Annotated in this window: 23 protein-coding genes; 9 read left to right on the top strand and 14 right to left on the bottom strand. The window is 72.0% G+C overall.

Annotated elements, in window-relative coordinates:
* Positions 1–84 precede the first annotated feature (84 nt).
* From nrfD to fdh, 3 genes are read right to left on the bottom strand one after another with little or no spacing between them, the layout of a single operon-like run.
* Positions 85–1113 (bottom strand): NrfD/PsrC family molybdoenzyme membrane anchor subunit, encoded by a 1029-nt coding sequence (nrfD, locus tag BJ992_RS24375; RefSeq protein WP_425503735.1) that lies wholly within the window; start codon positions 1111–1113, stop codon positions 85–87.
* A 43-nt stretch (positions 1114–1156) separates the two neighbouring features.
* Complete coding sequence (locus BJ992_RS24370) at positions 1157–1993, bottom strand: 4Fe-4S dicluster domain-containing protein (RefSeq protein WP_184984801.1); 837 nt, start codon at positions 1991–1993, stop codon at positions 1157–1159.
* Positions 1993–5259: a formate dehydrogenase gene (gene fdh, locus BJ992_RS24365; RefSeq protein WP_184984799.1), complete on the bottom strand. Its 3267-nt coding sequence runs from the start codon at positions 5257–5259 to the stop codon at positions 1993–1995. Before fdh ends, BJ992_RS24370 begins: the two co-directional genes overlap by 1 nt.
* A 161-nt stretch (positions 5260–5420) precedes the next feature.
* On the opposite strand from fdh, the gene BJ992_RS24360 reads away from it, so the two are divergent.
* On the top strand, positions 5421–6032 hold the full coding sequence (locus tag BJ992_RS24360) for a methyltransferase domain-containing protein (RefSeq protein ID WP_184984797.1): 612 nt from the start codon (positions 5421–5423) through the stop codon (positions 6030–6032).
* A gap of 505 nt (positions 6033–6537) precedes the next feature.
* On the opposite strand, the gene BJ992_RS34400 is transcribed toward BJ992_RS24360, so the two are convergent.
* The 4 genes from BJ992_RS34400 to BJ992_RS24340 all read right to left on the bottom strand — a co-directional run bounded on the left by BJ992_RS34400 (position 6538) and on the right by BJ992_RS24340 (position 9884).
* Positions 6538–7095, bottom strand: coding sequence for a Pycsar system effector family protein (locus BJ992_RS34400; RefSeq protein WP_184984795.1), 558 nt, complete (start codon positions 7093–7095; stop codon positions 6538–6540).
* An 85-nt stretch (positions 7096–7180) separates the two neighbouring features.
* Positions 7181–8200: a TerC/Alx family metal homeostasis membrane protein gene (locus BJ992_RS24350; protein WP_184984793.1), complete on the bottom strand. Its 1020-nt coding sequence runs from the start codon at positions 8198–8200 to the stop codon at positions 7181–7183.
* Positions 8201–8290: 90 nt separating this feature from the next.
* On the bottom strand, positions 8291–9469 hold the full coding sequence (locus BJ992_RS24345; RefSeq protein WP_184984782.1) for a hypothetical protein: 1179 nt from the start codon (positions 9467–9469) through the stop codon (positions 8291–8293).
* Between the two features lie 115 nt (positions 9470–9584).
* Positions 9585–9884, bottom strand: a complete 300-nt coding sequence (locus tag BJ992_RS24340) for a hypothetical protein (protein WP_184984775.1) — start codon at positions 9882–9884, stop codon at positions 9585–9587.
* Between the two features lie 240 nt (positions 9885–10124).
* On the opposite strand from BJ992_RS24340, the gene BJ992_RS24335 reads away from it, so the two are divergent.
* Together BJ992_RS24335 and BJ992_RS24330 are read left to right on the top strand one after the other, a co-directional pair.
* The gene (locus BJ992_RS24335) at positions 10125–11639 is read left to right on the top strand and encodes a helix-turn-helix domain-containing protein (protein WP_184984773.1); all 1515 of its coding nucleotides are present in this window, start codon (positions 10125–10127) and stop codon (positions 11637–11639) included.
* A gap of 5 nt (positions 11640–11644) precedes the next feature.
* A complete protein-coding gene (locus tag BJ992_RS24330) occupies positions 11645–12535 on the top strand; it encodes a phosphotransferase enzyme family protein (RefSeq protein ID WP_246496766.1) in 891 nt (296 codons plus the stop codon).
* 70 nt (positions 12536–12605) lie between these two features.
* On the opposite strand, the gene mnhG is transcribed toward BJ992_RS24330, so the two are convergent.
* The 6 genes from mnhG to mbhE form a co-directional block, all read right to left on the bottom strand.
* The gene (mnhG, locus tag BJ992_RS24325) at positions 12606–12953 is read right to left on the bottom strand and encodes a monovalent cation/H(+) antiporter subunit G (protein ID WP_184984769.1); all 348 of its coding nucleotides are present in this window, start codon (positions 12951–12953) and stop codon (positions 12606–12608) included.
* Positions 12950–13207 carry a monovalent cation/H+ antiporter complex subunit F gene (locus BJ992_RS24320; protein ID WP_184984767.1) on the bottom strand — a complete coding sequence of 86 codons (258 nt, stop codon included), beginning with the start codon at positions 13205–13207 and terminating at the stop codon, positions 12950–12952. The genes mnhG and BJ992_RS24320 overlap by 4 nt, the downstream gene beginning before the upstream one ends.
* The gene (locus tag BJ992_RS24315; RefSeq protein WP_184984765.1) at positions 13204–13584 is read right to left on the bottom strand and encodes a Na+/H+ antiporter subunit E; all 381 of its coding nucleotides are present in this window, start codon (positions 13582–13584) and stop codon (positions 13204–13206) included. Before BJ992_RS24315 ends, BJ992_RS24320 begins: the two co-directional genes overlap by 4 nt.
* Positions 13585–13656: 72 nt before the next feature.
* Positions 13657–15114: a monovalent cation/H+ antiporter subunit D family protein gene (locus BJ992_RS24310; RefSeq protein ID WP_343072834.1), complete on the bottom strand. Its 1458-nt coding sequence runs from the start codon at positions 15112–15114 to the stop codon at positions 13657–13659.
* Complete coding sequence (locus BJ992_RS24305; RefSeq protein ID WP_184984763.1) at positions 15111–15431, bottom strand: NADH-quinone oxidoreductase subunit K; 321 nt, start codon at positions 15429–15431, stop codon at positions 15111–15113. The genes BJ992_RS24310 and BJ992_RS24305 overlap by 4 nt, the downstream gene beginning before the upstream one ends.
* Positions 15428–18148, bottom strand: a complete 2721-nt coding sequence (gene mbhE / locus BJ992_RS24300) for a hydrogen gas-evolving membrane-bound hydrogenase subunit E (RefSeq protein ID WP_221474956.1) — start codon at positions 18146–18148, stop codon at positions 15428–15430. Before mbhE ends, BJ992_RS24305 begins: the two co-directional genes overlap by 4 nt.
* 143 nt (positions 18149–18291) lie before the next feature.
* Here mbhE and pcaB point away from each other — a divergent pair, with 143 nt between their 5' ends.
* The 5 genes from pcaB (at position 18292) to BJ992_RS24275 (ending at position 23892) form a co-directional block, all read left to right on the top strand.
* Entirely contained in the window at positions 18292–19461 is a 1170-nt protein-coding gene (gene pcaB / locus BJ992_RS24295) for a 3-carboxy-cis,cis-muconate cycloisomerase (RefSeq protein WP_184984761.1), read from the top strand.
* Positions 19462–19514: 53 nt separating this feature from the next.
* Positions 19515–20636 carry a bifunctional 3-oxoadipate enol-lactonase/4-carboxymuconolactone decarboxylase PcaDC gene (gene pcaDC, locus BJ992_RS24290; RefSeq protein ID WP_343072833.1) on the top strand — a complete coding sequence of 374 codons (1122 nt, stop codon included), beginning with the start codon at positions 19515–19517 and terminating at the stop codon, positions 20634–20636.
* 312 nt (positions 20637–20948) lie between these two features.
* Complete coding sequence (locus tag BJ992_RS24285) at positions 20949–21152, top strand: cold-shock protein (protein ID WP_184984759.1); 204 nt, start codon at positions 20949–20951, stop codon at positions 21150–21152.
* A 118-nt stretch (positions 21153–21270) separates the two neighbouring features.
* Positions 21271–22980 carry an alpha-amylase family protein gene (locus BJ992_RS24280; RefSeq protein ID WP_184984757.1) on the top strand — a complete coding sequence of 570 codons (1710 nt, stop codon included), beginning with the start codon at positions 21271–21273 and terminating at the stop codon, positions 22978–22980.
* A 270-nt stretch (positions 22981–23250) separates the two neighbouring features.
* Positions 23251–23892, top strand: a complete 642-nt coding sequence (locus tag BJ992_RS24275) for a DUF998 domain-containing protein (RefSeq protein WP_184984755.1) — start codon at positions 23251–23253, stop codon at positions 23890–23892.
* A 164-nt stretch (positions 23893–24056) separates the two neighbouring features.
* Here BJ992_RS24275 and BJ992_RS24270 read toward each other — a convergent pair whose 3' ends face one another.
* Complete coding sequence (locus BJ992_RS24270) at positions 24057–25061, bottom strand: malate dehydrogenase (RefSeq protein WP_425503697.1); 1005 nt, start codon at positions 25059–25061, stop codon at positions 24057–24059.
* A gap of 199 nt (positions 25062–25260) precedes the next feature.
* On the opposite strand from BJ992_RS24270, the gene BJ992_RS24265 reads away from it, so the two are divergent.
* Entirely contained in the window at positions 25261–26235 is a 975-nt protein-coding gene (locus tag BJ992_RS24265) for a phosphotriesterase family protein (RefSeq protein WP_184984753.1), read from the top strand.
* Positions 26236–26318: the final 83 nt, after the last annotated feature.

The following is a 26318-nucleotide window of genomic DNA, read 5'->3' as shown; positions in this document are numbered from 1 at the left end:
GTTGCCTCAGGCGGCCGGCGAGGCAGGCGGCGGCGCAGGTCGCGAGGACGAACGCCGCGAACGGCAGGTATGACGCGATCTTCTTCATGGGGTGGCTTCCTCCTCGGTGGCTTCGGTGAGGCGGCGGCGCTGGGGGCCGACCGTGTACTTGGGGTCGCGGGCCGAGGCGAGGCCGGCGTGGAAGACGCCGAAGCGGGTGCAGACGGCGCCGGCGAGGAGGGCCACGCCGGCGGCGGCCGTGGTGGCGCGGTCACGGGGGCCGGCGAGGGCCGCGGCGGCGACCCCGGTGAGGGACAGTGCGGTGCCGAGGCGCAGGAGGCGTCCACCGGTGCCGTGCCGCAGGGGTTCGGCGATCGGGCCGAGGCGGCGTTCCATCCGTTTGAGCGCGGTGAACTCCAGGGCCAGACCGGCGACGGCGGCCCGGCGGGCCGGGCCGGTCTCGGCGGGGGGAGCGGCCAGCAGGCCGAGGCCGGCGGCGGACGCGGTGGCGGAGCCGGCGAACAGGTACGGCAGCTCACGGTGGCCGTCGTGCCACACCGGTACGGCGGTGTCGGCGATCAGGACGGCGGTGTACGTGGCGACGGCGGTTCCGAGGAGCCCGGCCCCGATGGTCGCGGCGCGGCCCGTTCGCGGCAGGCGGCCGGTGAGGGCCGTGGCCGCCGCGGCGGCGGCCTGCGGGCCGTACACGGACAGGAGCCAGCTTCCGACGCTCATGGGGGAGGTGATCTTGAAGACGCGCAGCATGTTGAGGAAGCGCTCCGGACGGCCGAGGTCGTGGACGAGGCCGTACAGCGAGCCGCCGAGGGCCCCCATGGCTCCTGCCTTGCACGCGCGCGCCAGGTGGGGCCGGCCGGTCAGGTCGGCGGCGGCGGCCAGCGCCGAGGAGGCGCCGGCGAGGCCGCCGAGGAACAGGTACGCCGCGATGTCGGCGTCCTTCCAGGTCGGCGGGTTGAGCACCGGCAGGCCGTAGTAGGAGCGGAAGTCCGGCTCAGGGGCCAGGATCCGCTCGCGGGGCCCGCGCCGCCGCTCCGGCCGTCCGGCCGACCCGATCAGCGCGTCCCGTTCCGGCCGCACCGCCGGGGCGTCGTCCAGGCGGACGTCGGTCTGGTTCACGGCGTCCATGCGCACCTTCTCCGGGACGTCGCGGCGCCGGTGGTCATCGGCGCCTGATCAGGGTCGCCAGGGTGACGCAGGCAGCCAGGGTGGCGGCGGCCACGGCGGCGTGGCGCCACATGGCGGGGAGGTCGCGGGTGGTGACCACGGGGTCGGGGGGGAGGCCGTACACCTCGGGGTCGTCGAGCAGGAGGAAGAAGGCGCCGGTGCCGCCGACGCCGTCGGCGGGGTCGTGGCCGTACAGGCGTGCGGAGGTGACGCCGGCGTCGTGGAGGTCGCGGACGCGGCGGTCGGCGCGTTCGCGCAGTTCCGCGAGGTCGCCGAACTGGATGGAGTCGGTGGGGCAGGTCTTGGCGCACGCCGGTTCCTGGCCGGCCGAGAGACGGTCGTAGCACATGGTGCACTTCCAGACCCGGCCGTCGTCCTTGCGCTGGTCGATCACGCCGTAGGGGCAGGCGGGGACGCAGTAGCCGCAGCCGTTGCACACGTCCTCCTGCACGACGACGGTGCCGAACTCGGTGCGCAGCAGCGCACCGGTGGGACACACGTCCAGGCAGGCGGCGTGTGTGCAGTGTTTGCAGACGTCGGACGCCATGAGCCAGCGGAACTCGGTCTCCCCGGCCTCCTGGTGGCCGAGCCTGCGGGGCTGCTCGATGAACGCGACATGCCTCCAGGTGTCGGCGCCGAGGCCGATGCTGTTGTCGTACGACATTCCGGTGAACGTCAGCCCGTCGTCGGGGATGCCGTTCCACTCCTTGCAGGCCACCTCGCACGCCTTGCAGCCGATGCAGATGCTCGTGTCGGTGAAGAACCCCACACGTTCGGGGTGATCGGTGTGTCCGGCCGCGGTGGCCGGGTCGAACAGTTCCGGCGGAGTCATCACATCTCCATCCCGGTGCGATCGGTGACGCCGGCCTGGCGCCGGTACTCCCGCACCAGGGCCGTACGCGCGGCGCCGCGGGGCCGCCGGCCCGGCAGGATGTCGGCGGAGAACGCCTTGACCTCCTGGATGTGCGAGTTCGGGTCCAGCACGATCGATGACAGCTCGTTGGCCGCGTCCCCGCTGGTCATGCCGTTCGGGCCCCAGTGGAACGGCAGCCCGATCTGGTGCACCACCTGGCCGTCGGCACGCAGCGGCGTCATGCGGCGCGTCACCAGCACCCGAGCCTCGATGGCGCTGCGCGCGGTGACGATCGTGGCCCATCCGCCGTTCTCCAGGCCGCGTTCGGCGGCCAGCTCGGGAGACACCTCGCAGAACATCTCCGGCTGCAACTCGGCCAGGTACGGCGTGTTGCGGCTCATGCCGCCGGCGGTGAAGTGCTCGGTGAGCCGGTAGGTGGTGACGACGTACGGGTACATGCCGGCGCCGGGTTCGTCCCCGCTCGGGTGGTACCGGTTGTCCTCGCGGGGGAAGAGCATGCGTGCCGGGCTGCGCTGCCGCCGGTACAGCGGGTTGGCCACCGGTGAGTCCTGCGGCTCGTAGTGGACCGGCAGCGGGCCGTCCACCACGCCGGCCGGCGCGAACAGCCATCCCTTGCCGTCGGGTTGCATGATGAACGGGTCGATCCCCGACAGCGCGTCGCTGCCGGTCGCGTCGTCAGGCGGACGGTAGTCCGGGTGCTTGCGCGCGTCGAAGTCCGGCACGTCGTAGCCGGTCCATTCGGAGGCGGCCTCGTCCCACCAGACGAGCTTCTTGCGCTCGCTCCACGGCCGGCCGTCCGGCCGGGCCGAGGCGCGGTTGTACATCAGCCGCCGGTTGTCCGGCCAGGCCCAGGCCCATTCGGCGGCCAGCCAGTCCTGCTGGTCGCCGGGCTTGCGGCGCGCCGCCTGGTTCACCCCGCCGGCGTACACGCCGCAGTAGATCCAGCAGCCGCAGGCGGTGGAGCCGTCACCCTTGATGTCGGTGTACCTGCGCAGCGGCGTCCCCGTGGCGTCCCACCCGTTGATCTCCGCGAGTACGGCCTCGGCGACCGGCTCGTCGTGCGGGCCCTCGGTGGGGTAGTCCCAGGTGAGGTCGAGCAGCGGCGCGTCCATCGGGTCGGTGGAGCCGGCGAGCTTGCCGCGGATGATCCGGCCGAGGTGGTACATGAACCACAGGTCGCTGCGGGTGTCGCCGGTCGGCTCGACGGCCTGGTGGTGCCACTGGAGCATGCGGTTGGTGTTGGTGAACGAGCCGCTCTTCTCGGTGTGCGCGGCGGCGGGGAAGAAGAAGACCTCGGTGCCGATGTCCGCGGTGCGCGATTCGCCGGACTCGATCTCCGGGCCGTCCCGCCACCAGGTGGCGCTCTCGATCAGGCTGAAGTCGCGCACCACGAGCCAGTCGAGATTCGCCATGCCGAGCCGCTGCGTCCTGGCGTTCGCCGACCCGACCGCCGGGTTCTCCCCGAGCAGGAAGTAGCCCTTGCACACCCCGTCGAGCTGCGCCATGACCGTGTCGTACGTGCTGTGGCTGCCGGTGATCCTCGGCAGGTGGCCGAAACAGAAGTCGTTGTCCGGCTGCGCCTTCGGCCCCCACCACGCCTTGAGCAGGCTCACCATGTACCCGCGCATGTCGGCCCAGTAGCCCTTGTGGGGGCTGTCGGCCCGCAGGAAGTCGTCGAGGGTCTCGTGCGTGTGCGCGTGCGGCATCGGGATGTAGCCCGGCAGCAGGTTGAACAGGGTCGGGATGTCACTGGACCCCTGGATGCTCGCGTGGCCGCGCAGCGCCTGGATGCCGCCTCCCGGCCGGCCCATGTTGCCGAGCAGCAACTGCAGGATGGACGCGGCCCTGATGAACTGCGACCCGTCGCTGTGCTGGGTCCAGCCGACGGCGTAGACGAACTCGGCGGTGCGTTCCGGGCCGGAGTTCTCGGTGAGGTGGCGGCAGACCTCGGCGAACAGGTCCGGTGAGATGCCGCAGATCCGTTCGACCATCTCGGGGGTGTAGCGGGAGAAGTGCCGTCTGAGTATCTGCAGGACGCAGCGAGGGTCCCGCATGCTCTCGTCGCGCCTCGGGGTGCCGCGCATGGTGGCCCCGCCGGCGCCGTGCGTCTCGCTGACACCGGCCGACCGGATCGAGCTCTCCCGGCCGGTGCGTTCGTCGTACGCCTCGTCGCGCTCCCCGGACGCCGGCACGACCTCCATGCCTTCGTACTGCCAGGTGCCGAAGTCGTAGTGCCTGGTGCCGGCGTTGTAGCCGGAGAACAGGCCGTCGAGGTCCTCGGTGTCGCGGAAGTCCTCGTTGATGATCACAGCGGCGTTGGTGTAGTTCAGCACGAACTCACGGAAGTACAGGTCGTTCTCCAGGACGTGCCTGATGATGCCGCCGATGAACGCCACGTCGGTGCCGGCCCGGATCGGCACGTACAGGTCCGCCAGCGCACTGGTCCTGGTGAACCGCGGGTCGACGTGGATCACGACGGCCCCGCGCGCCTTGGCCCGCGTCACCCATTGGAAACCCACCGGATGCGCCTCGGCGAAGTTGGAACCCTCGATCACGATGCAGTCGGAGTGCTGCAGGTCCTGCAGGAACGTCGTGGCGCCGCCTCTGCCGAACGACGTGCCGAGCCCGACGACGGTGGAGCTGTGGCAGACCCGCGCCTGGTTCTCGATCTGCACGACGCCGAGCGCGGTCAGCAGCTTCTTGATGAGGTAGTTCTCCTCGTTGTCGAGCGTCGCGCCGCCGAGGCTCGCGATCCCCATGGTGCGTGCCGTACGCCTGCCGTCGTGCTCCCATTCCCAGGTCGCGCGCCGGGTGGCGATGACGCGATCGGCGACCATGTCCATCGCGGTGCCGAGGTCGATCTCCTGCCACCCTGCCGCGTGCGGCGCGCGATAGAGGCACGTGTCGAGGCGGCCCGGGCCGGTGGTGAGCTGGAGCGTGGCGGCGCCTTTGGGACAGAGCCTGCCGCGGCTCACGGGGGAGTCGGGGTCGCCTTCGATGTGGACGACCTTCTCGTCGCGGACGTACACGTTCTGCGCGCAGCCCACCGCGCAGTACGGACATATCGACTTCACGACCCGGTCGGCCGTGGCGGTCCGCGCGGTCAGCGCACGGGTCCGCGCGGACATGACGGCGGCGCCGCGGCCGTACCGGTCGCGGCCGGTGAGCTGCCGCAGGACGGGCCACGCGGCGATCAGCGCAAGGGTCCGCTGGTTGGTCGGCATGGCATGCTCCCGGTGATCGTCCGGTGGAGCTGTCCCCGGCGGCCGCGCGACGGAAAACCGGCGCGGTGTGCTGATCAGGCAAAACCCGGCGGTCCTGGTCCCGCGTCCGACGTCACGGATCCGTAAGGATCAACGGCCGTGATCGCCGATAGCGTCGCATCGTGATCGGGGCCTTCTACGAGGACGCGCTGAGAGGCGGGGACGTCGACATCGAGTACGCCGACGGCCGGGTACGGCCGCTGGCCGCCGAGCGCTGGACGCGGCCCATCCCCGGGGACGAAGAGGTGCTGGCCAGATGCGCGGCGCCGACGCTCGACGTGGGTTCGGGGCCCGGCCGGCTGACCGCGGCGCTGGCGCGCAGAGGCGTCGCGGCACTCGGCGTCGACATCTCCCCTGTCGCCGTCGCGCTGACCCGGCGGGCCGGGGGGACGGCGCTGTGCGCGAGCGTCTTCGAGCCGCTGCCGCGCACCGGCCACTGGGCCGTGGCGTTGCTGGCCGACGGCAACATCGGGATCGGCGGTGATCCCGCGGCCCTGCTGCTGCGGCTGCGTGAGCTCGTGCGGCCCGGCGGCACGGTGATCGCCGAGCTGGCGCCACCGGGGTCACCGGCGGCCGTGCACCGGGTGCGGCTGCGCAGCGGAGGACAGGCGGCCGAGTGGTTCCCATGGGCCACGGTCCCGGCCGACGGTGCCGGCGTGCTCGCCAGGCGGTGCGGCTTTCCTTCGGCCGACCACTGGGACGAGGCTGGACGGTGGTTCGTGGCCCTCAGCTGACAGGCCTGGCCCCGTCGGGGGTACGGCGGGGGTGCGGCAGGTCAGAAAGGTCAGAAGGGGAGGACCCGGCCCGTGGGGGTGCGAAGGTCCAGGGGGGCGGGGGAGCTGGTGGGCTTGGGTCGCTGGGTGATGAGGATCCGCTTCATGGCCTGCTCCTTTGGTACGGGTGCACGCTTCCCTCGTTCCTCGTCGGCGATCGGGTCGGCGGACGGCGCGGCGAGCCGAGGTTGGGTGGACCCGGCCTCACCTCCTGTTTACCCTTTACCGCCCTATCGCAGACGTTCGCGACCCCAGTTTCTTCGATCTTGATGAGGGTGGTAACCCCTACGGGTGGCCACCTGTCGGCAGGCTGGGGGGCGGGTGGGGGTGCCCCTGCCTGGAGTGGTGCGGCGGGTCGGCATATCGGCAGAGTAAAAAGCTCATGTTTCGAAAAGTGTCATGGTTTGTTGCAATCTCACACTTCGGTAAGCGGCCCGGGTAGGCCATCGGACGTCACGGCGCGTGATCACACCCCCCGGATCAGCAGGTCCAGGGCCACCGCCGTCATCGTCGACAGGATCGCCCCCGACAGCAGCCAGAAACCCCAGCGGATCAGCAGGTACTTGCGGCTCACGATCTGACCGACCCGCCGTACCTGGCCGGAGAGGCGCCGCAGTTCATGGCCGCGGGCCGCGAGCAGGGCCGCGGCGAGCGCGTCACCGCTCTCGTACCGCACGACGTCACCGAAGTACTCGACGGCGTCCCCCGGTGGCCCGCCGAGGCGCGGGTACACCGCGCCGGCCAGGCACGCCAGCGTGGCCAGCGCCATGGCGACGCCGGCCCACCACAGCCACTCCACCGTGTCGGACAGCTCGAACGGCGACCAGCCCCCCGCCGCGAGGCCTCCCGCGACGGCGCCGATGGCGATCCCGACGATGCCGAGGAGCACCTGCGCCTTGCCGTCCGCCTTGCTGATCTCGTCGCGCGCGTCGGACAGCAGCCGCTTGGCGTACGCGACGGCCTCCTCCTCGGGACTCGCGACGGGACGGTGTGCGCCGAGGGCCCTGCTCAGTTGACGTAGCACGCTTCGTTTCCACTCCCCACGGTGTACGAACTCGTGAGGTGAGGATGACACCCGCGCCGCGGCTGATCCACGGCTAATTACGCATTCAGTGACGCGAGGTCTCGTCACCCTGCTGCTGCTGTTGCCTGCGCCGCAGCCCGATGCGGCCCGCGTGCGCACGCTCCTCGGGGTGCTCGCGCACCCGCAGCAGGCTCGCCACGACCGTGACGAGCAGCACCAGCAGGATCACCAGGAGCGAGATCGGGGTCGGGATCTCGGGGACCGACTTCCACACGTCCTGGTGCAGGAAGGCCATCACCAGCTTGATCCCGATGAACGCGAGGATGACCGACAGGCCGATGGACAGGTACACCAGCCGTTCCAGCAGGCCCTCGATGAGGAAGTACAGCGCGCGCAGCCCGAGCAGCGCGAACGCGTTGGCGGAGAACACGATCAGCGGCTCGCGCGTGATCCCGAAGATCGCCGGGATGGAGTCGAGCGCGAACAGCAGGTCGGTGCCGCCGATCGCGACGAAGACCAGGAAAAGCGGCGTGGCGACGCGCTGGCCGTCCTCCTTGACGAGCAGCTTGCCGTTGTGGAGCTCCTCGGTCACGGGAAGCCGCTTGCGTGCCCAGCGGACCACCCACGTCCCTTCGACGTCGGGATCGTCGTTGCGGTGCCGGATGAGCTGCACCGCCGTCCACAGCAGCAACAGGCCGAACAGCAGGAACGTCGGCGAGAAGGCGCTCACCGCGGCGGCGCCGACCAGGATCAGCACGGCGCGCAGCGCCAGCGCGGCGGCGATGCCGAACAGCAGGGCTTTCTGCTGGTGCTCGGGAGGGACGGCGAACTTCGCCATGATGATGACGAAGACGAAGAGGTTGTCCACCGACAGGCTTTTCTCCACGACCCAGCCGGCGAAGTACTCGGTCGCGACGTCGTGGCCTTCCATCAGGAACAACGCGGCGCCGAACGCGAGCGCCACCGCGATGTAGAACACGCTCCACAGCGCGGCCTCGCGCAGGTGCACGGTGTGGGGCCGGCGCGCGGCGATGACGAAGTCGAGGACGAGCAGCGCCACCACGATCCCGACGACGGCCAGCCATCCCCATGGTGAGTGGATCATATGCTGGCCTTTCGTGCGGTGGACCGTCGTGCCGGGCGAAGGTCTCGGGTCCTTACCCGATCAGCTGACCCGCATTCCTCCAGGAAAGGGTCATCCACGACCCAGGAAGAAGCCGTCCTCGTCGTCACCCCAGCCGACCGCACCCGCCACCCACAGGCGGGAGGTGCCGGGGACCGGCGCGATGGTGGCCCGGCCCACCTGGTCGGACTCCGGGTACTGCTGCTCCTCCTGCTCGCGCCGCATCAGCGGGCCGTACGAGGTGGTCCACGCGCCGCCGTCGAACCGCAGGATCAGCACCTGACCGGGGTGCGCCGCGTCCACGCCGCTGATCCAGACGTCGTCGTCGGCGAGCGCGGTGACGCCGCCGAGGACGCCTGCCGCCACCGGCAGGGGGACCCGCCACCAGGCCTCGCCGTCCGAGCGCAGCACCAGCGGCGTCCTGCTGACACCGTCCTCGGCGGTCACCGTCCCCACGGCCCACACCTGCGACGGCGACACGGCCCAGACCGCTTGGAGCACCCCGCCGGGGATGTCGGGGGTGCGGCCGCGCTGCCAGGAGTACGCGCCGCCTCGCTCGGCCTTGCCGTGCCACACCATCGGGGAGCCCCGCTCGGCTCCGGCCGCGTCGGTGCCGACGGCCCACACGTGGCCGCCGGTCGCGGACACCCCGAGGAACTGGCCGTCGGCCTGGAACGCGAGGCGGAACCGCCGGCCGTCCCACCCGACCACCTGACCCCGGGTGCCGTTGTGCGCGGTCATCCAGGTGACGTCCTTGGTGACCGCCACGCCGGTCAGGAAGTGCTCGGCGGCCACGCCGAACGGCTGGTAGGCGGTCCAGCGCTCACCGTCCCAGTGGGCCGCGTAGCCGTAGCTGCCGTGGCCGACGACCCAGGCGTCGCGGGGGCCGCGCGCGGCCACGCCGGTGAGGCGCACGGCGCCAGGGGGTGGTTTGACGCGTTTCCACCGCTCGCCGTCCCAGTGCTGGAGCGCGGGGCCACCCTCGTTGTCCTCGGCGGCCCGCTCGTACCCGGCGGCCCACGCGTCGTCGGGCCCGGTCGCGGCGACGTCGAGCAGCGCCGAGGCCGGCCGCGTGCGCGCACGCGGCACGAGACGCCACTCCGGCGAGGCGGCGATCTCGCCGCTCGGCGCCGGGCCGGCCGTCGCGCCGGGGGACGCCGAGCGCGACGGACCGGCCGACGGCGTGCCGGGGCCGCCGCAGGCCGCGGCCATCGCGAGGCAGGCCGCGGCGATCGGCAGGCGCGTCCTCATGGCACGCCATGGTCGCAGGTGGCGCCGCCACGCCGCCACCTGCTCGGACATACGTACGGCTCGCGCCGGGGCACGGAGGCGCGAGCCGTACGAGCTCGGTCAGGAAGCGCGGCCGTCAGCGCCGGATGACGTGGAGCACGCTCGCGATGCGCTCGGCGGCCGTCACGATGTCGGAGGCGTGGCCGATGCGGCCGGCCCAGGACAGCCAGAACCACCACTCGCCGTCGGCGGCGTTGGCCGCCAGCACGTCCTCCGTCACGGCGGGAGCCATGGGGTTGATCACCCGAAGACGCGGATACAGGCCGGTGCGCGCGGTGAGGCGCACCTGGAAGGCGTGCGCCTCCAACTGTGCGGCGAGTCGTTCCAGGTGGTCGATGGCTTCGGCCGTCTGGGTCCTCGAATCTATCGTCTTCATCGTGGTCTCCAGCGGGGACGTCGGGGCCGGACGGGACAACACTGAACCCGCATGCGGCTACCGGCAATCCGAGCAAATCCACTGATAAGTGGAATACCGAGGGTTGGGCCTGGGGTTTACGTGGAAAGGCCGCGAATGGCAAAGCATCAGTCCCATAACGCTCTGGGCCATTAGGTGCCGACTGGTTAACATCGGGGAAACATCCGTAAGGCCGAACACACCCAGTGGCGGAGGGCAGACATGGCCCGAGGAGAACATTCCCCGGCGTGCGCACGACGCTGGCGTGAGCAGGCGGTGTCCCGTCAGTGGTCGCTGTGGCAGACCTCCCAGGCCATCCACAGCTGCTGCGGGGTGAGCTTGCTCAAGGCCCACAGACTCGCTCGCGGATGGTCGGCCCGTCAAGCCATCGAGGAGCTCGAGCGGCTGTGCGAGACGCACGCGCTCGGCCTGCCGCGCGCCAGCATCGACCTGCTCAACGCCTGGGAGAACAACCGCGCGAGGCCACGGCCCCAGACCATCGACCAGATCGCGCGGCTGTACTCCGCCAACGCCGTGCGTCTCGGCCTGGCCGCCGACTTCTCCGACGACGGTGACGCCGGCAACGTCGTGATCGTCGCGCCGGCCCGCACCGAGCAGGACACGCCGTCGCCGCAGTCCCGCGCCGTCACCGTGCCGTCGCAGCCGGCCGTCCCCGGCCCCGTCCAGGGCTTCGTGCAGGACTTCGACGACGAGACCGAGCGGCGCGCGCTGTTCCACCACGCGCTGCTCAGCTCCGGCATCCCGCTCAACGGCCGCCTGCTCGCCGAGGTGGAGCGCACCCGGCAGGACATGGACCGCACCCTCGCCACCGGGTCGGTCAACGAGGACCAGCTCGACCGGCTCGACGAGCAGGTGCTGCGGTACCGCCGCGAGTACATCAAGAGCGCGCCGCTGCCGATGCTGTACCGCCTCATGCTGGAGATCTCCGACGTGCGGCGGCTCGTGTCGGTGCGCCAGCCCGCGCTCACCCAGCGCCGCCTGCTCAACGCCACCACCATGCTCGCGCTGCTGTCCGCCGACGCGCTGATGAAGCTCGGCGACACCCGGCAGGCCCACGCCTGGTACGGCACCGCGCGCACCGCGTCCGACGACGTCGGCGAGGTGCGGCTGCGTGCGCTCGTGCGCGCGCAGGAAGCCATGCTTCCCTACCATTACGGCGATCTCACCGAGACCCTCCGGCTGGCGCGCGAGGCACGCATGCTCGCAGGGAGCGCTCCAAGCTCCCCCGCCGCGCTCGGCGCCGCCGCCGAGGCGCGCGCGCTCGCGCGCATGGGGGAGCACCAGGCGGCCAGGGTGGCGCTCGCCGAGGCCGAGCGCATCTTCTCGCGCATGCCGCCGGAGGACGACCACCTGGCGTTCCGGTTCTCCGAGCGGCGGCTGCAGTTCTACCGCATGGGCACGCTCATCGAGCTCGGCGAGACCGAGCAGGTGCAGGAGTGGATCGCGCGGCCCGCGAGCCCCTACACCATCGACCCCGCGCTGGTGCTGCTCGACCAGGCGGCGCACGTCGCGCGCGAAGGCGGCTACGACGAGGCGTGCCGGCTCGCCGAGCAGGCGCTCGTGCAGGTGCCGCCTGAGCATCGCACGTCCATCGTGGTGAACCGCGCGCGAGCCCTGCTGTCCAGCGTGCCGCCGAACCAGCGCCGCATCCCGGCCGCGCGTCACCTGCACGACCTGGTCGCCGAGGCCGGACCGCAGCTCGTGGTGGACCGTTGAAAGGCATGCTGGCGGACGAGGCCGCCGCGATCCTGGGGGAAGTCTGCGAGAGCGTCGGTCTCGACGCGACGGGGGCCCAGCTCCTGCGGGTGCGCAGCAACGCGGTCTTCAAGCTCCGCGACGAGATCGTCGTGCGCATCGCCACCGCGCCTGACGCGCTGACCCGCCTGCCGGTCGTGCTCGCCGTGGCGCGCTGGCTCGCCGAGCAGGGGTTCCCCGCCGTGCGGCCCGCCGACGAGCTGTGCGACCAGCCGCTCGTGTACGACGGCCGCGTCGTCACGTTCTGGCACTACGTCCCCGCCTCGGGTCGTCCCACCACCACGCAGCTCGGCGACATCCTGCGCGACCTGCACCGGCTTCCCGTGCCGCCGTTCGCGCTGAAGCGTCTCGCCGACCCGCTGGCGGAGGTCCGCGACTCGGTGGAGCGCCGCAATGAGGTCCTCACCCCCTGCCAGCGCGCCTGGCTGCGTGACCGCATCGCCGAGCTCACCAGCCGCTGGGACTCGCTGGACTCCTCAGGACCCCACGTGCTGCTGCACGGCGACGCCTGGATCGACAACCTGCTGCGCTGCCAGGACGGCCACGCCGTGCTGTGCGACTGGGACGGCGTCGCCGTGGGCCCGCGCGAGTGGGACCTCGTGCACACCTACCACGGCCAGCGCCGCTTCGGCCTCACCGAGGCCGAGGTCGACGACTTCGCCGGGGCCTACGGCAGCGACCTGCGCCACTGGGGCGGCTACCCCACGCTGATGGAGATCCGCGACATGTACGCCGTCGGCATCCACATCCGCAACGCGGCCCGCGACCCCTTCTCGCGCAAGGAGCTGCCCCGCCGCCTCGACAGCCTCACCCGAGGCGACGGCCGGGCCCGCTGGTACCTCGCCGAACCCGCCTGACCGCCGTCCGGCACAGCGCGGCACACCGTCCGGCCACGGTCCGGCACACCGCGCGGTGGCCGGTCGTGGTTCACGGCGCGGTTCCCCGGGGGCCGTCACGAGGGCCGGCGGCCAGGTCGTCCCGATGGGTGGCCTCGGTGAGCGGGGCCCCGCTGCGGTAGGACGCGCGGCCGATCGCGTACGTGCCGAACGGTGAGGTGAGGACCTGCAGCGCGACGCCGACGAGGAGGACGGCGGCGGTGTCCAGGCCCGGCAGGAGCAGCAGTGTGCCGAGCAGGACGCACATCACGCCGGAGACCGCGGCCTTCGCCACCGCGTTGACCTTGTTGTAGGCGTCGGGGAGGCGGAGCAGGCCGACGGCCGCCACCACCATGAGGCCGGTGCCGAGGAGCGCGAGGACGGTGCCGATCGCCGTCATCGCGACCGCCGGTCCAGCAGGTGCGCCACCGCGACCGTGGCGAGGAACCCGACCAGCGTGGCGGCGAGCACGAGGATCAGCATCCAGGGGGCACGCTGCCGTACCGCGAGCAGGGCCACGGCCGCCACGAACACGACGAACCCGAGGTCCAGCGCGACCAGGCGGTCGGCGTCGGACGGCCCGGTCACCAGGCTCCGGAGCGCCACGAGGAAGATCACGGCGAGGACGCCGAGCATGAGGTCGACGACGGTCACGAGAGCTCGCCTCCTGCCGGTCGCAGCACGGCGAGCAGCCGGCGCTCCAGGTCGCCGAGCGTGGCCAGGAGCGCGCCGGGGTCGGCGGCGTGCATGGCGTGCACGAACAGGGTGGGTGGGTCGGTGCGCACCTCGATGACGAGCGTGCCGGGGGTCAGCGCGACGAGGTGCGCCATCGCGACTATCTCGAACGGTGTACGCGCGCGCAGCCGCAGCTCGACGATGGCCGGGGCGAGCCCGCTGCCGGGGGTGACGATCTCCCAGGCGACGGTCAGGTTGGCCACCAGGAAACTCCGGCCGTAGTGACCGAGGAACGCCGCCGCACGTGCGGCGCGTACGGCCGCGCGCCGCACACCGCCGAGGGCCGGCCCGGTCACGGTGTCACCGCCACTTCATCGAGTACCGGCCCGGTCACGGTCTCACCGCCATGCTGCCGAGGACCGGCCCGGTCACGGTGTCACCGCTCTCACGTACGCCGAGGTGTCGACGAGCCCGGCCGCGGCCGCGCCGGCGACCGTGAGCAGCGGCTGGGCCCCGGCGCCGAGCACCAGGGACGGCACGGCGAGCGCGAGCGCCGGCGCGGTCAGCGCGAGCCGTCCGCGCGGCGGTGCGGAACCGGGAGGGGGTGTCCCCCGGAAGACACCGCTCCAGATCTTGATCATCGACGTCAGGGTGATCAGGCTGACCGCGACGGCGGTGGCGGCGGCGAGGTGCTCCCCGGCGGGGACGGCCGCGCGTACCAGGCTCAGTTTGGCGACGAACCCGGACAACGGCGGCAGGCCGGCCAGGGAGAGGGCCGCGAGCATGAAGGTCGTGGCGAGCAGCGGGTCCGCCGAGGCCACGCCGCCGAGCGCGCCGAGCCTGCCGGTGCCGCGTGTGGTCTCGACGGCACCCGCACAGGCCAGCAGCGCGGCCTTGACCAGGATGTACTGCGCCAGGTAGAAGATCGCGGCGGCCAGCCCGAAAGCGGTGAACAGCGCCAGGCCGAGCAGGATGTAGCCGATCTGGCTGACCATGTGGAACACCAGGATGCTCCGCATCGTGTCCTCGCCGACGGCGCCGAGGACGCCGATCACCATGGTCAGCAGCGCCGCCGTCATGATCACCCAGCGGACCTCGGGGGCCCCGGCGAAGACCACCGCGTAGATCCGGATGATCGCGTACAGGCCGATCTTCGTGAGCAGGCCGGAGAACAGCACGGTGACGGCAGGCGGCGCGCAGGGGTAGCTGCGCGGCAGCCAGCCGTGCAGCGGGACCACGGCCGTCTTGACCGCCAGCGCCAGCAGCACGACCGCGCCGGCCGCCGCGGCGGCCCCGCTGTGCCGCGCCGCACCGGCCAGCTCACCGAGGTTCACGCTGCCGGTGACCGCGTACAGCAGGCCGATCCCGGCGAGGAGGGTCGTGGACGCGAACAGGTTGACCGTCACGTAGACACGACCGGCCGCGACGCGCCGCGCGCCGCCACCCATGACCAGCAGCGCGTACGACGGCACCAGCATGACCTCGACGAACACGAACAGGTTGAACAGGTCCGCGGTGAGCAGCGCGCCGTACATGCCGGCCGACAGCAGCAGGACGAGCGGCACGAACCTCGGGTCGGCGTCCTCGCCGGTCGCGGCGGCCATGGCGAGCCCGGCGAGCACCAGCACCGCGCTGACGCACACCATGAGCGCGCTGAGGACGTCGGCGGCGAACACGATGCCGTGACCGGCCCAGCCGCCGACGTCCTGCGCGGGAACCGCGCCGTCCAGGGTGGCGGCCAGCAGCGCGCCGCCGGTCAGCAACGCCACCACGCCGGCCGCGGCGCCGGTCAGGCGGTGCAGCGCGCGGCGGCCGGGGACGGCGAGCAGCAGCCCGGCGGCCGGCAGCGCCAGCGCCGTCGGCAGGACGAGCGCCGCGCCGATCACGAGGAAGGCTCCTCAGGGCCGGTGGGCTCCCCGTGGTGCTCGGCCCCGGCGAGCGCGAGCAGGTACACGGTGATGCCGAACGTGATGACGATCGCGGTGAGCACGAACGCCTGCGGCAGCGGGTCGGCCATCTGTGCCGGGTCGCCTGAGCCGGCCAGCGGCGCGGCCCGCCGCGTGAGGCCCCCCGAGGTCACCAGCAGGATGTTCACCGCGTGGCCGAGCAGCACGAAGCCGAAGGTGACGCGCACCAGCCCCGGACACAGGACCAGGTAGACGCCACCGGCGACCAGGACCCCCACCGCGACGGCCGCCGTCACCGCGCGCTCACCTCGCTCGCCACGCTCATCTCGCCGCCGAGCCTGCCGACGGCCGTGACCAGCAGGCCGAACACCAGCAGGTACACCCCGAGGTCGAACAGCAGCGACGAGGAGAGCCCCACGGCGCCGAATGGCGGCACGGTGAAGGTCGCCGTGAGCGGGGTGAGGAACGGGCCGCCGAGCGCCATGGCGAACAGGCCCACCGCCGAGCAGAGCAGCAGACCGGCCGACAGGAACGGCATGGCCCGCGAACGCGGCGGGCCGACGCGGCTCCGGTGGCCGACCAGCGCGCCGAACGCGATCGCGATGCCGCCGACCAGCGCGGCGGCGAACCCCCCGCCTGGCTCGTTGTGGCCACGCAGGAACAGGTAGGCCGACAGCACCCCGATGACCGGCACGAACAGGCGGCGGGCCGGCCCGAGCACCGGCCCGGGACCGAGGCCGGCCCGCGCGCGGGCCACGCCGGGGAGGAGCAGCAGACCGAGCGCGGCGGCGGCGAGCACGCTCGTCTCACCGAGGGTGTCCAGGCCGCGGAAGTCCACCAGGATGGTGTTCACGACGTTGCGTCCACCGGTCCGCGGCTCGGCGGCCCGCAGGAAGAACTCCCCGGCGGCCGACGGCTCGCCGCGACCGGTCAGCGCCGCCGTGCCGGTCGCCGCGGCGAGCCCGGCGAGAGCCGCCGCCACCCCGGCGGCGAGACGCACGCGGCGCGTGGTGCGGGGGAAGCGGCGCGGCAGGTCACGCAGCACGAACGCCGCGATCATCGCGGTGAGGATCTCCACCAGCAGCAACGTCAGCGCCACGTCCGGTCCACCGGCGAGCAGGAACCACACCGTCACGACCAGCCCCACCGCGCCGAGCAGCGCCACCGCCGCCAGCGCGGAACGCGCCGCCGCCACCCCGATGACCGAGGCCGTGAGCAGCGCGAGCACCACCCGGTCCGCCGGCCCGTCCGCCACCCTGAGGTCCGGCGGCGCGCCGAGCAGCACCAGGCCGGCCGCGCCGAGCAGCACGACCCCGGCCACCGGACGCGCGAGGAACGCCGCCACCGAGTCCCTGCGGTCCGGTCGGCCGACCACGTTCCCCAGCCTGATCAATGCCTGGTGGATGCTGTCGAACACCTTCTCGCCGACCGGCGAAGGTAGGCGTTGCAGCGCTCTGTCGACCGGCGCACGCGCCAGGAAAAGCACGAGGCCGATCCCGATGGTGACGCCGGACATGAGCAGTTCGGCGCTGAAGCCGTGCCACAGCGAGAAGTGCGGCGGACGCTCCCACGGCTCGACGTCGAGCGTGGCCCGCCGCACCAACGGGTTCAGCACCGTCACCGCGGGGCCGAGCACCGTACCCGCCACCGCGGCCACCGCCGCAGGCGCGAGGAAGGCCCAGGAGGGCTCGTACAGCCGTTGCAGCGTGGGCCCGGCGAACGCGCCGTAGAAGATGCGCACGCCGTAGCTGAACGTCAGCGCCGACGCGGCCACCGCGAGCGCACCGGTGACCACACCGCTGCCGGGGAAGACGCGCGCGCCGGCGAACCCCTGGAACAGCGACTCCTTGCTCACGAACCCGATCAGCGGCGCGACCCCCGCGAGCGACAGTCCGGCGAGACCGGTCAACGTGGCGGTGACCGGCATGACCCGCATCAGTCCCGACAGCCGCCGGATGTCGCGGCTCCCCGCCTCCCGGTCGATGATGCCGACCAGCATGAACAGGGTCGCCTTGAACAGCGCGTGCGCGAACGTGTGCAGGATCGCCGCCGCCAGCGCGACCGTCGTGCCGACGCCGATCGCGGCGACCAGCAGGCCGAGCTGGCTGACCGTGGAGTAGGCCAGCAGCGCCTTGAGGTCGTGTTCACGCAGCGCCAGCACGGCGCCGAGCAGAGCGGTGACCAGGCCGGTGCCGATCAGCACCAGGGCCCAGCCCGTACGGCCCGCGAACAGCGTGGAGAACCGGGTCAGCAGGTAGATGCCGGCCTTCACCATGGTCGCCGCGTGCAGGTAGGCGCTGACCGGGGTGATGGCCACCATCGCGCCGGGCAGCCAGAAGTGGAACGGCACCTGCGCCGACTTGGTGAACGCCGCGAGGATCAGCAGTCCCCCGATCGCCGGCGCCACCGGCGAGGCGAGCACCCGTAGCCGTGCCGCGAGCACGGTCTCGATGTCGGTGCTCCCCACGGTGGCCGCGATCAGCACCACCGCGAGCAGCAGGGCCAGCCCACCCGCGCCGGTGACGAGCAGGGCCCGCGTGGCGGGCCGCTCGCCTTTGCCGCCGGCGCTCGCGATCAGGAAGAACGACAGGATGCTGGTCGTCTCCCAGAACACCAGCAGCAGGACCAGGTCCCCGGCGAGCACCAGGCCGAACATCGCGCCGCCGAACGCGGTCAGCAGGAAGTAGATCTCGCCGTGGCGGCCGTCCGGCGTCAGGTAGCGGGGACAGTACGCCATGATCAGCGCACCCACGACGAGCACCAGCAGGCAGAACAGGGAGGCCAGCCCGTCGAGCCGCAGCGTGAAGGACACACCGAGCGCGGGGAGCCACGGCCACGACACGCCGGGGGGACGTCCGGCCAGGACGTCCGGCCACTCCGTGGAAAGCAGCGCCGCCACCGCGACGAAGCCCGCCGCGATCACGTAGCCGGCGTTCCTGCCGAGGCGCCGGGCCAGGACAGGAGCCGCGACGGCCAGCGCGCTCATCGAGACGAGCGCGACGAAAACGATCACCGGTGGCTCCTACCCGGCCCCGTGAGCGGGGACACCGCCGGAACCGGTGACCGCCTGGTGTACCCGGCGGCCGGATCAGGCAGAATATGAGCCGCCGCCGGGACCACCCGGTGTCCGTCTCGTGACGATGCGAGGAAATCTCCGTGCACGCCGAGCCACCGCACCTCCCCGACCCGGACGCCGGTCTGTTCTCACCGGTCCGCGCCGGCACGGCCGTCGAGTCGGTCACCACGGAGCGTGCGTTCCTGCGCGCGATGCTGGACGCCGAGGCGGCGCTCGCGCGGACCCAGGAACGCCTCGGGGTGCTGCCGCGCGGCGCCGGGGAGGCCGTCACCCGGCTGTGCGCGGCGGCCGGCATCGACGTGGCCGACCTGGCGCACCGCGCACGCGCGGCGGGGAACCCGGTCGTGCCGCTGCTGGCCCGGCTGCGCGCGCCGGGGGGAGACGCCGCCGCGTACCTCCACCATGGCGCGACAAGTCAGGACATCGTCGACACGGCGCTGATGCTGACGGCCGCCAGAGCCAGGGACGTCATCCTGGCCGACCTGCGGCGCGTGCTCGACGCGCTGGCCATCATCACCGCCGACCACGTGGCGACCCCCATGCCGGGCCGCACCCTCGGCAAACACGCCGTCCCCATCACGTTCGGCCTGAAAGCCGCCAACTGGCTGCTCCTGGTCCTGGACGCGCGCGACATGCTGCGCCGCACCCACCCCCCGGTGCAGCTCGGCGGCGCGGCCGGCACCCTCGAAGGGCTCGGCCCCGCGGGCCTCATCGAGGCGTACGCGGCGGAGCTGGGCCTCGCGACCCCGGCCACCCCCTGGCACACCCGCCGCACCCCCGTGGCGGCCCTCGGCGCCGCGCTCGCCACCACGACCGGAGCGCTGGGGAAGATCGCGGCGGACGTGACCCTGATGACCCAGGACGAGGTGGCGGAACTGGAGGAACCCCCCGCTCCTGGTCGCGGCGGGTCGTCGGCGATGGCGCACAAACGCAACCCCGTGCTGTCGGTCCTCGTCGCCTCGGCCGCCGCTCAGGTCCCCGCACTGTCCCAGATTCTCCACACATCCCTCATCTCGGCACACGAACGGCCGACCGGCGCGTGGCACGCCGAGTGGCTGCCGCTGCGCGAGTGCCTGCGCCTGACCGGCGGCGCGGCGGAGACGGCGGCGGAGCTGTGCGCCGGGCTGAGGGTGTCCGCGGACCGCATGCGGGCCAACATGAAGATCACCGGTGCGCTGGACGGCGGACTCGGCGCGTCCGGTGATCTTGTGGCCCGTGCGCTGGAAGAGTACCGGGCGAGCCCCGCCTGAGCGCGGCGGCGGCGTCCCGGCCGTCACCCCCCAAGACGATCGAAGGAGTCGGCGTGGAGCTGCGCCACCGGATCGACGGGCCCGACGACGCACCCCTGCTGGTGCTCGGTCCCTCCCTCGGCACGACGACGCACCTGTGGGACCCCCAGATCCCCGAGCTGGCCCGCACCTGGCGGGTCCTGCGGTACGACCTGCCGGGCCACGGCGCCTCACCCGCGGCCACGGAGCCGTTCGGCGTCGCCGACGTCGCCGACGCCGTGCTGGCCCTCGCCGGTCCCGGCAGGTTCGCCGTCGGCGGCGTCTCGTTCGGCGGCGCCGTCGCCCTGTCCATCGCGGTGAACCACCCCGGACGGGTGTCGGAGCTCGTTCTGTGCTGCACCTCCGCGCGGTTCGGCGACCCGGCGACCTGGCGGCAGCGGGCCGCGCGGGTGCGGGCCGAAGGCATGGGATGGCTGGCCGGCATGGTGACCGCGCGCTGGTTCACCCACGGCGCGGAGTCCGCGGTGGCCGAGCCGATGCAGTCGTCCCTGCTCGGCACCGACGCCGAGTCGTACGCGCTGGCCTGCGACGCGCTCGCCACGTACGACCTGCGCGACCACCTGCCCCGGGTCACCGCGCGCACCCTGGTGATCGCGGGGGACCGCGACCCGGCCACCCCGATCGAGCACGCCGAACTGCTCGGCGAAGGCATCCCCGGTGCGCGGCTCGCCGTGGTGCCGGAGGCCGCGCACCTGGCCAACGTCGAGCGGCCCGCCGTGGTGGCCGGGCTGATGTCGCGTTTCCTCGGCCACGGCCGCGGCATGAAGGCCCGCCGCGAGGTGCTGGGGGAGGAGTACGTCGACCGGGCCCTGGCGTCCGGCGCGGCCTCCGGCCTGACCGCCGACTTCCAGGAGTTCATCACCCGGTACGCCTGGGGGGACATCTGGATCCGGCCGGGACTGGACCGCCGCACCCGCAGCGTCATCACGCTCACCGCTCTGGTCGCGCGGGGCCACCTGGACGAGCTGGCCCTGCATGTGCGTGCCGCGCTGCGGGTCGGCCTGACCCCCGACGAGATCGCGGAGGTGCTGCTCCAGACGGCGGTCTACTGCGGCGTCCCGGCGGCCAACGCGGCCTTCGGCGTCGCCTCGCGGGTGCTGCGCGAAATGGACGCGCAGAGCGATGACAAGGAGTGACGACAGCGGGTCACCTGGGTAGGACGAAACGTGGCGGAGGCGTCCTGTCTTTTGCCGGTCGCGAGCGTGAAACTCGGGAGGTCAAGACACGCGTAACCCGTTTGTGATCGGAGGTGCGAGGGGTTATTGTCGTGCTGTTGCGGTCGTGGTTCTCTCGTTCGGCATTACCAAACGCTCGCGGGAAGTTTCCTGACGTGCGGTCGCGATCCGGCGCCACCGTGGCTGCCACGGCGAGCCGGTTCGTTCCGCCGCGCAGCCCCGCGTCGCCGACCTGGCGACCCGGTGTGTCACCCCATACCAGGGAGAAAGCAGTTGTCTGAAGGCACCGTCAAGTGGTTCAACGCCGAGAAGGGCTTTGGTTTCATCGCCCCTGACGACGGTGGTGCCGACGTGTTCGTGCACTACTCCGCTATCAGCGGCCGTGGCTACCGCAGCCTGGACGAGAACCAGCGCGTCGCTTACGTGACCGTCCAGGGGGCCAAGGGGCCCCAGGCCGAAGAGGTCACGATCCTCTGACGTTCGTTCCGTCTGGGCCCGTGCCGCCTCGCCGGTGCGGGCCCGACTGCTTTCCACGTACGTGGCGTAGTGGCGAAATGGTCCGATAGTCCGGCGTGCCGCTGGGTAGTCGCGGCGCATGAGACTGAGCACGACCTCGGACGTATGGTGGAAGAACGCCGTCATCTACTGCCTTGACGTCGAGACCTACGCCGACGGCAACGGCGACGGCATCGGAGACTTCCGCGGCCTGGCGCAGCACGTCGACCATCTCGACCGGCTCGGCGTCACCTGTATCTGGCTGATGCCGTTCTTCCCGAGTCCCGACCGGGACGACGGGTACGACATCACCGACTTCTACAACATCGACCCCCGGCTCGGCACTCTCGGGGACTTCGTGGAGTTCATGCGGGTCGCGGCCGACCGCGGCATCAAGGTCATCGCCGACCTCGTCGTGAACCACACCTCCGACGAGCACCCGTGGTTCAAGGACGCGCGGTCCAGTAAGGACTCCACGTACCGCGACTGGTACATCTGGTCGGACAAACCCGAGCCGGACGACCCGAGCGGCGTCGTGTTCCCCGACGAGGAGGACAGCCTCTGGGAGTTCGACGAAGGCAGCGGACAGTACTACTACCACCGGTTCTACCGGTTCCAGCCGGACCTCAACACCGCCAACCCCGAGGTGCGTGACGAGATCGCGCGCATCCTCGGTTTCTGGATGGAGCTCGGCCTGTCGGGGTTCCGCGTCGACGCCGTGCCGTTCCTCGTCGAGGACATGGGTGGCGACTCCGAGGAAGGGGACGGCAAGCTGCCGGACGTGCACACCTTCCTGCGGGAGACGCGCGCGTTCATGAAGCGCAGGAACGGCGGCGCCATGCTGCTCGGCGAGGTCAACCTGCCCTACCCCGACCTGCGCAAGTACTTCGGTGACGACCTCGGCGACGAGGTCACCATGTGTTTCGACTTCATCGGCATGCAGCGCATGTACCTGTCGCTGGCGCGCGAGGACGCGAGCCCGCTCGCCGAGGCGCTGCGCGAACGGCCGGCGCCGCCGAAGGACTGCCACTGGGCCACGTTCGTCCGCAACCACGACGAGCTGACGCTGGACAAGCTGACCGACGACGAACGCCAGGAGGTCTTCGACGCGTTCGGCCCGGACAAGGACATGCAGGTGTACGGCCGTGGCCTGCGCCGCCGGCTGCCGCCGATGCTGGACGGCGACATGCGGCGGATCAAGATGGTGTACAGCCTGCTGTTCTCCCTCCCCGGCACTCCCGTGATGTTCTACGGCGAGGAGATCGGCATGGGGGAGAACCTGAGCCTCAAGGGCCGCGAGGCGGTCCGCACCCCCATGCAGTGGACCCCGCACCGCAACGCCGGTTTCTCCACCGCCGACTCCCTGCCGGTCCCCCTGGTCGAAGGCCGCTTCGGCCCGAAGAACGTCAACGTCAGCGCGCAGCGCCGCGACCCCGACTCGCTGCTCACCTGGATCAGCACTCTGGTCGAGCGTTACCGCGAGACCCCCGAACTGGCCTGGGGCGACTACCAGGTCCTCGACAGCGGCACCCCCGCCGTCCTGGCCCACCGCGCCGACATCGACGGCGAGACCATGGTGGTCCTGCACAACTTCTCCGGCCAGGACGTCACCTGCGAAGTCCTCATCGAGGGCCTCGACGAGGACGAGGTCCTGACCGACCTCCTCATCGAAGGCACCGTGAAGGTCCCCTCGGACGGCCGCACGAGGTTCGACATGGCCCCGTACGGTTGCCGCTGGCTGCGCGCCTCGTCCCCGGAGGAGGCCCCGGCCGACTCCGCGGACATCGCCGACACACAGTCCCCCGACTGAGACCGCCGGCAGCGTGACCACCGCAGGCAGTCCCATGGCAGGGGCCGCCTGCGTCGCGTTCCCGGTCCGCCGCCGGTGAGAGATCCGGGTCCGCGGGCCGGGTGTTCGCGGTGCTCGGCGGTGGTGGACCCTGAGGGGAACTCCGGACGACCCTGAGCGGCGCGGGCCGCGCCGCCAGGGGGGTTCGGGGTCGGGCCGGGGGTCGGCTCAGGGGGGTGCCGGGGCCGATCTCCGATGCCGGGGAAGGGGGTGCGCCGGGAAAGTCGGATTATGACGAATCGACTTTCCTCCTGGGGTTTCGTGGCGATCACGGCCGGTGCGGGGGCCATGACCGCGGTGCATGTGATGTCGGACGTGAACCCGCTGTACGGCATGATCAGCGAGTACGCGTTCCACCCGTACGGCGTGCTGCTCGCGGTGTCGCTGACGGCGTTCGCCGGCGGGTCGGCGTTGTTCGCCATGGACCTGGCGCGGCGGGGAGCGCCGGCGGCGGTGGTGGGGCTGGTGACGGTGTGGAGCTGCTGCATGCTGATGATCGCGGCCTTCCCCACGGACCGGCCCGGGGTGTCCCTGTCGATGGCCGGAGGGATCCATAGATACGCGGCGTTCGCGGCTTTCGTCGTGATGCCGGCGGCCGGGTTGCTGGTGGCGGCACACGGCGGACGGCACGCACGCCTGCTGCGCCGGCTGAGCCTCGCGGCCGGCGTCTTCCTCGTGCTGGTGCTGATCCCCTACGGCCTGCGGATGGCCGGCGCCGACACCCTCACCGTCCCCGCCGGCCTCACCCAGCGCCTCGTGGTCGTCACCGAGGTCGGCGTGCTGGCCCTCATCGGCCTCGTCACCACCACGGGCCGCCTCGGCGCCGCACCGGCCCGCCTCACCCGCCGCGTGTCCGCCGCGGCGGCTCGATGACCACCACGCCGGCGCCGGACCACAGCGGACACCGGTCGGCGGAGCGGCCACGCGGGGGCGGGCCGCTCCACCACACCGGCATGCGAACCAGGGCTGTGACCAGCGGCCACGCGTAAGGCGGGCCGTTCCAGCACCCCGGCGTGCGAACAGCCGGGACGGGTTCGTCAGATCAGGCCGAGCTCCTTGACGGCGTCGCGCTCCTCGATGAGCTCGCGGACGGAGGTGTCGATGCGCTCGCGGGAGAAGGGGTTGACCGGGAGGCCCTGGACGATGTGCCACTCGCCGCCACGGGAGACGGCGGGGAACGACGAGATCAGGCCCTCGGGGACGCCGTAGGAGCCGTCGGAGGACAGAGCCACGGAGGTCCAGTCACCCTCGGGGGTGCCGTTGAACCAGTCGTGCACGTGGTTGAGCGCGGCGTTGGCGGCGGAGGCGGCGGAGGAGGCGCCGCGCGCCTCGATGATCGCGGCGCCGCGCTTGGCCACGGTGGGGATGAAGGTGTCGCGCAGCCACGCCTCGTCGACCTGCTCGGCGGCGATCTTGCCGTTGACCTCGGCGTTGTACAGGTCGGGGTACTGGGTGGCGGAGTGGTTGCCCCAGATCGTCATCTTGGTGATGGCGGTGACCGGGACGTCGAGCCGTGCCGCGAGCTGGGACAGGGCCCGGTTGTGGTCGAGCCGCGTCATGGCGGTGAAACGGTCGGCGGGGACGTCGGGTGCGTGGGAACGCGCGATCAGCGCGTTGGTGTTGGCGGGGTTGCCGACCACCAGGACGCGGACGTCGTCGGCGGCGTGGTCGTTGATGGCCCGGCCCTGCGGGCCGAAGATGCCGCCGTTGGCCTGGAGGAGGTCGCCGCGCTCCATGCCCTTGGTGCGGGGACGCGCGCCGACGAGCAGGCCGACGTTGGCGCCGTCGAACGCGCGGTTCGCGTCGTCGGTGATGTCGATGCCGGCCAGCAGCGGGAACGCGCAGTCGTCCAGCTCCATGGCGGTGCCCTCGGCGGCCTTCACGGCCTGGGGGATCTCCAGCAGGCTCAGCCGCACGGGGACGTCCGGGCCGAGCAGGTGCCCTGAGGCGATGCGGAACAGCAGCGCGTAGCCGATCTGGCCGGCGGCGCCGGTGACGGTGACCTTGACGGGACGACCCTGCGACATGACGTTCCTCTTCATGGGCTCTCGACTGTTATCCGAACAGCCGAAGGCTATCCGTTCGACGGCCCGCATCCATCACGCAGGTCCGGTGCCTGTGGACAACCCCTCGTCATCCACAGGAATCATCACCGTGATCACCTTGGCGCGTCCGTTGACGACCGGGCCCGCCGGTCCTAGGGTTCGGGCACCGCACCTCGGCAAGCTCCGGAGGTCACCCATGCCCATGGTAGAAACCGTGCGCGGACCGGTCGACGCGGACACCCTCGGCCGCACACTCATGCACGAGCACGTCTTCGTGCTGTCCCCTGAGCACGTCGACAACTACGGACGTGGCGCGTGGTGGGACGAGGAGGCCCGCGTCGCCGACGCCGTCGCGAAGCTGCGCGCGCTCGTCGCCAAGGGGGTCACCACCATCGCCGACCCCACGGTCTGGGGCCTCGGCCGGTACATCCCGCGCATCCAGCGGGTCGCCGCCGAGGTGCCGGGCCTGAACATCATCGTGGCGACCGGCCTCTACTGCTTCGACGAGGTGCCGCACCAGTACACCCACCGAGGCCCCGGCCTGTTGTTCGACATGCCGGACCCGATGATCGAGGACTTCACCCGCGACATCACCGACGGCATCGCCGACACCGGCGTGAAGGCCGCGTTCCTCAAGTGCGTCGTCGAGAGCAAAGGCATGACCGAGGGGGTCGAGCGGATCTGCCGTGCCGTGGCCCGCACGCACGTGCGCACCGGGGCCCCCATCACCGTGCACACCGACGCCTTCGCGTGTTCCGGCCTGCCGGCGCTCGACCTGTTCGCCAAGGAAGGCGTCGACCTCACCAAGGTCGTGGTGGGCCACGCGGGGGACTCCAACGACCTGGACTACCTGATGCGCATGGCCGACACCGGCGCCACCCTCGGCATGGACCGCTTCGGCCTGGACCTGTACAACCCCACCGCCGACCGCGTGGCCACCGTCGCGGCCCTGCACCACCGCGGCTACACCGACCGCATGGTCCTCAGCCACGACACGGCGTGCTTCATGGACTACTTCGGCCCCTCCTGGGACGACCTCCCGCTGGTCGCCCCCAACTGGCGCTTCGACCACATACTCGACGACGTCCTACCGGCCCTGAGAGCCGAAGGCGTCCCCGACGCCGCGATCCACCAGATGATGGTCGTCAACCCACGCCGATACTTCTCCTGACCCGGCCGTGCGCCACACCCGGCCGTGCGCCACACCCGGCCGTGCGCCACACCCGGCCGTGCGCCACACCCGGCCGTGCGCCA

It is taken from the genome of Sphaerisporangium rubeum (assembly GCF_014207705.1).
GTDB classification, from domain to species: Bacteria; Actinomycetota; Actinomycetes; order Streptosporangiales; family Streptosporangiaceae; genus Sphaerisporangium; species Sphaerisporangium rubeum.
Note: the sequence above shows the minus strand (reverse complement) of the source record. Positions and strands in the feature narration are given on the sequence as shown.

Excerpts from the sequence above, each read along its gene's own strand:
- BJ992_RS24370 (WP_184984801.1), bottom strand. The coding sequence starts at position 1,993 with ATGACTCCGCCGGAACTGTTCGACCCGGCCACCGCGGCCGGACACACC.
- fdh (WP_184984799.1), bottom strand. The coding sequence starts at position 5,259 with ATGCCGACCAACCAGCGGACCCTTGCGCTGATCGCCGCGTGGCCCGTC.
- BJ992_RS24350 (WP_184984793.1), bottom strand. The coding sequence starts at position 8,200 with ATGATCCACTCACCATGGGGATGGCTGGCCGTCGTCGGGATCGTGGTG.
- BJ992_RS24345 (WP_184984782.1), bottom strand. The coding sequence starts at position 9,469 with ATGAGGACGCGCCTGCCGATCGCCGCGGCCTGCCTCGCGATGGCCGCG.
- BJ992_RS24340 (WP_184984775.1), bottom strand. The coding sequence starts at position 9,884 with ATGAAGACGATAGATTCGAGGACCCAGACGGCCGAAGCCATCGACCAC.
- BJ992_RS24335 (WP_184984773.1), top strand. The coding sequence starts at position 10,125 with ATGGCCCGAGGAGAACATTCCCCGGCGTGCGCACGACGCTGGCGTGAG.
- BJ992_RS24330 (WP_246496766.1), top strand. The coding sequence starts at position 11,645 with ATGCTGGCGGACGAGGCCGCCGCGATCCTGGGGGAAGTCTGCGAGAGC.
- mnhG (WP_184984769.1), bottom strand. The coding sequence starts at position 12,953 with ATGACGGCGATCGGCACCGTCCTCGCGCTCCTCGGCACCGGCCTCATG.
- BJ992_RS24280 (WP_184984757.1), top strand. The coding sequence starts at position 21,271 with ATGAGACTGAGCACGACCTCGGACGTATGGTGGAAGAACGCCGTCATC.
- BJ992_RS24275 (WP_184984755.1), top strand. The coding sequence starts at position 23,251 with ATGACGAATCGACTTTCCTCCTGGGGTTTCGTGGCGATCACGGCCGGT.
- BJ992_RS24270 (WP_425503697.1), bottom strand. The coding sequence starts at position 25,061 with ATGAAGAGGAACGTCATGTCGCAGGGTCGTCCCGTCAAGGTCACCGTC.
- BJ992_RS24265 (WP_184984753.1), top strand. The coding sequence starts at position 25,261 with ATGCCCATGGTAGAAACCGTGCGCGGACCGGTCGACGCGGACACCCTC.